Annotated in this window: 2 protein-coding genes and 1 pseudogene; 1 reads left to right on the forward strand and 2 read right to left on the reverse strand. The window is 73.9% G+C overall.

Annotation, left to right across the window (positions count from 1 at the left end; genetic code table 11):
- Window positions 1-506: nitroreductase family protein (locus tag ACT3S3_RS15180; protein WP_444627008.1), on the forward strand; the 506-nt coding region annotated here is incomplete at its 5' end.
- Window positions 507-510: 4 nt separating this feature from the next.
- Here ACT3S3_RS15180 and ACT3S3_RS15185 read toward each other — a convergent pair.
- Complete coding sequence (locus ACT3S3_RS15185; RefSeq protein ID WP_301442825.1) at window positions 511-2,169, reverse strand: dipeptide ABC transporter ATP-binding protein; 1,659 nt, start codon at window positions 2,167-2,169, stop codon at window positions 511-513.
- A 2-nt stretch (window positions 2,170-2,171) separates the two neighbouring features.
- A pseudogene (locus tag ACT3S3_RS15190) lies at window positions 2,172-2,429 on the reverse strand (ABC transporter permease); the annotation flags it as partial.

Below are 2,429 nucleotides of genomic sequence, written 5' to 3' on the forward strand. Positions count from 1 at the left end.
CCCCCGTCGACGAGGACGCGCTGCGCAGCGCCCTGGAGGCCGCCCGGTGGGCGCCCTCGGCGTTCAACCGTCAGCCCTGGCGGTTCCTCCTCGCCCGCCGCGGCGGTCCCGCCCACGCCACGGTGCTGGACTCGCTCATCGAGTTCAACCGCGGGTGGGCGAAGGACGCCGCGGCGCTGGTGGTCATCGTCGCCGAGACCACCGACGCCGACGGCAACGTCCTGCCCGAGGCGCGGTACGACGCCGGGCAGGCCGCGGCGTACTTCACCATCCAGGCGCACGCCAACGACCTGCTGGTCCACCAGATGAGCGGCTTCGACCCCGCCGCCGTCGCCGAGGCCTTCTCCCTGGACGAGGGGCTGGTGCCCCTCACCGTGGTCGCCGTCGGCGTCCTCGGGGACGTGACGGGTGACGGCGCCGACGGGGTGGACGCCGCCGTGCTGGAGCGGGAGAACGCGCCGCGTACCCGCCGGCCGCTGACGGACTCCGTGCTCGTCGACGGGTGAGCGGCTACCGGACGGCCACCGCAGGCACGGCAGGCACAGCGGGCACGGCGGGCACGGCGGGCACGGCGGGCACAGCCGCAAGGAGCGTGCGGGTGTAGGGGTGCCGCGGATCGTCGAAGACCTGGTCGGCGGTCCCGGACTCCACGACCTCACCGTCGCGCATCACGATGATGTCGTCGCTGACGTGGTGGATCACCCCGAGGTCGTGGGAGATGAACAGCAGCGCCACCCCGGTCTCCGCCTGGAGGGTGGTGAGCAGGTCGAGGATGCGTGCCTGGACGGACACGTCGAGGGCGGAGACCGGTTCGTCGCAGACGATCACGTCCGGGTCGCTGGCCAGGGCACGGGCGATCGCCACGCGTTGGCGCTGTCCCCCGGACAGCCGGAGGGGACGTGACGGCCGGAAGTCGTCCGACAGTCCCACCTGGTCGAGCAGTTCGGTGACCCGCGTCTGCGCCGGGCCTCCGGTCAGCCCCGTCGTCGACACCGCGTCGAGCAGGATCCGGCCGACCGACCACCGCGGGTCGAAGGAGCTCAGCGGGTCCTGGTAGATCACGGAGACGTGCCGGCCGAGGAACTCCACGGACCCCTCGTCGGGGTCGGTGAGTCCGAGCACGATCCGGGCGGTGGTGGACTTGCCGGACCCGGACTCCCCCACGATGCCGAGGGTGCGTCCCCGGTGCAGCTCGAAGCTCACGTCGCGCACCGCCGGCACCCCAGACGCAGCAGCACCACCGCGTCGCCGCCTCCCCCGGAAGCTCTTCGCCAGCCCCGTCGCGCGCACCACCGGTTCACCCACCGGGGCCGGGCGTCCGAACGGGACCGGTTCGCCCGAGGTCAGCAGCCGGCCCCGGGAACCCGCCGTCGGCACGGCGGCGAGCAGGCTGCGGGTGTAGCTGTGCCGCGGGTCGGCGAGGACCTCGGCGGCGGGCCCCTCCTCCACGACCTCGCCGTGGCGCACCACGACCACCCGGTCGGCCAGCCGGGCCACCACCGACAGGTCGTGGGAGATGAGGATCAGCGCCGTCCCGTCGTCGGTGGCGGCCTTGAGCACGTCGAGGACCTGCGCCTGCACCGTGGCGTCCAGTGCGGTGGTCGGTTCATCGGCGACGATGAGGTCGGGGCGGTTGGCCAGCGCCGAGGCGATGAGCGCACGCTGGCGTAGCCCGCCGGAGAGTTCGTCGGGACGTTGGCCGGCGCGCAGTGCCGGGTCCGGCACGCCGACCAGGTCGAGCAGTTCCAGCGTCCGGTCGCGGCGTGCCTGCCGGGAGAGCCGGGCCCGTCCCCGGTGGTGGGTGTCGAGCGCCTCCCCGATCTCCGCGCCGACGGTCCGGAGCGGGTCGAGGGCGACCAGGGCGTCCTGGAGCACCAGGCCGATGCGTCCCCCGCGGATCCGGCGCCACCGGCGCGCGCCGAACCCCCGGACGTCGGCCCCGTCGAACTCCAGGCGCCCGGCGCCGACCTGCGCCCCAGGGCCGGCGAGGCCGAGCAGGGAGCGCACGGACACGGACTTGCCCGACCCCGACTCGCCGACCACGGCGAGGGTCTCGCCGCGGTGCACGGACAGGGACACGCCACGCACGACCTCGTGCTCGCCGAAGGAGACGTGCAGGTCACGGATGTCGACCAGCGGGGCGTCCCCGGTGGTGTTGTCTTCAGTCATGGTCATCCTCGTTCGAGTCGGGTGCCCAGGGCACGGCCCAAGGTGGTGAAGGTGAGTGCGACGACGACGATCGCGAGCCCGGGGAACACCTCGAGCCACCAGGCGACCGTGATGTAGGTGCGCCCGGAGTCCAGCAGCGCACCCCACTCCGGGTCCGGCGGGGCCACGCCCAGGCCGAGGTAGGCCAGGCCGGACGCCCAGATCAGCGCCTGGCCGACGCCGAGGGTCACGGTCACGATGAGCGGACGCAGCGCGTTCTG

The organism is Corynebacterium sp. AOP40-4SA-5 (assembly GCF_052377355.1).
Taxonomy (GTDB): Bacteria; Actinomycetota; Actinomycetes; order Mycobacteriales; family Mycobacteriaceae; genus Corynebacterium.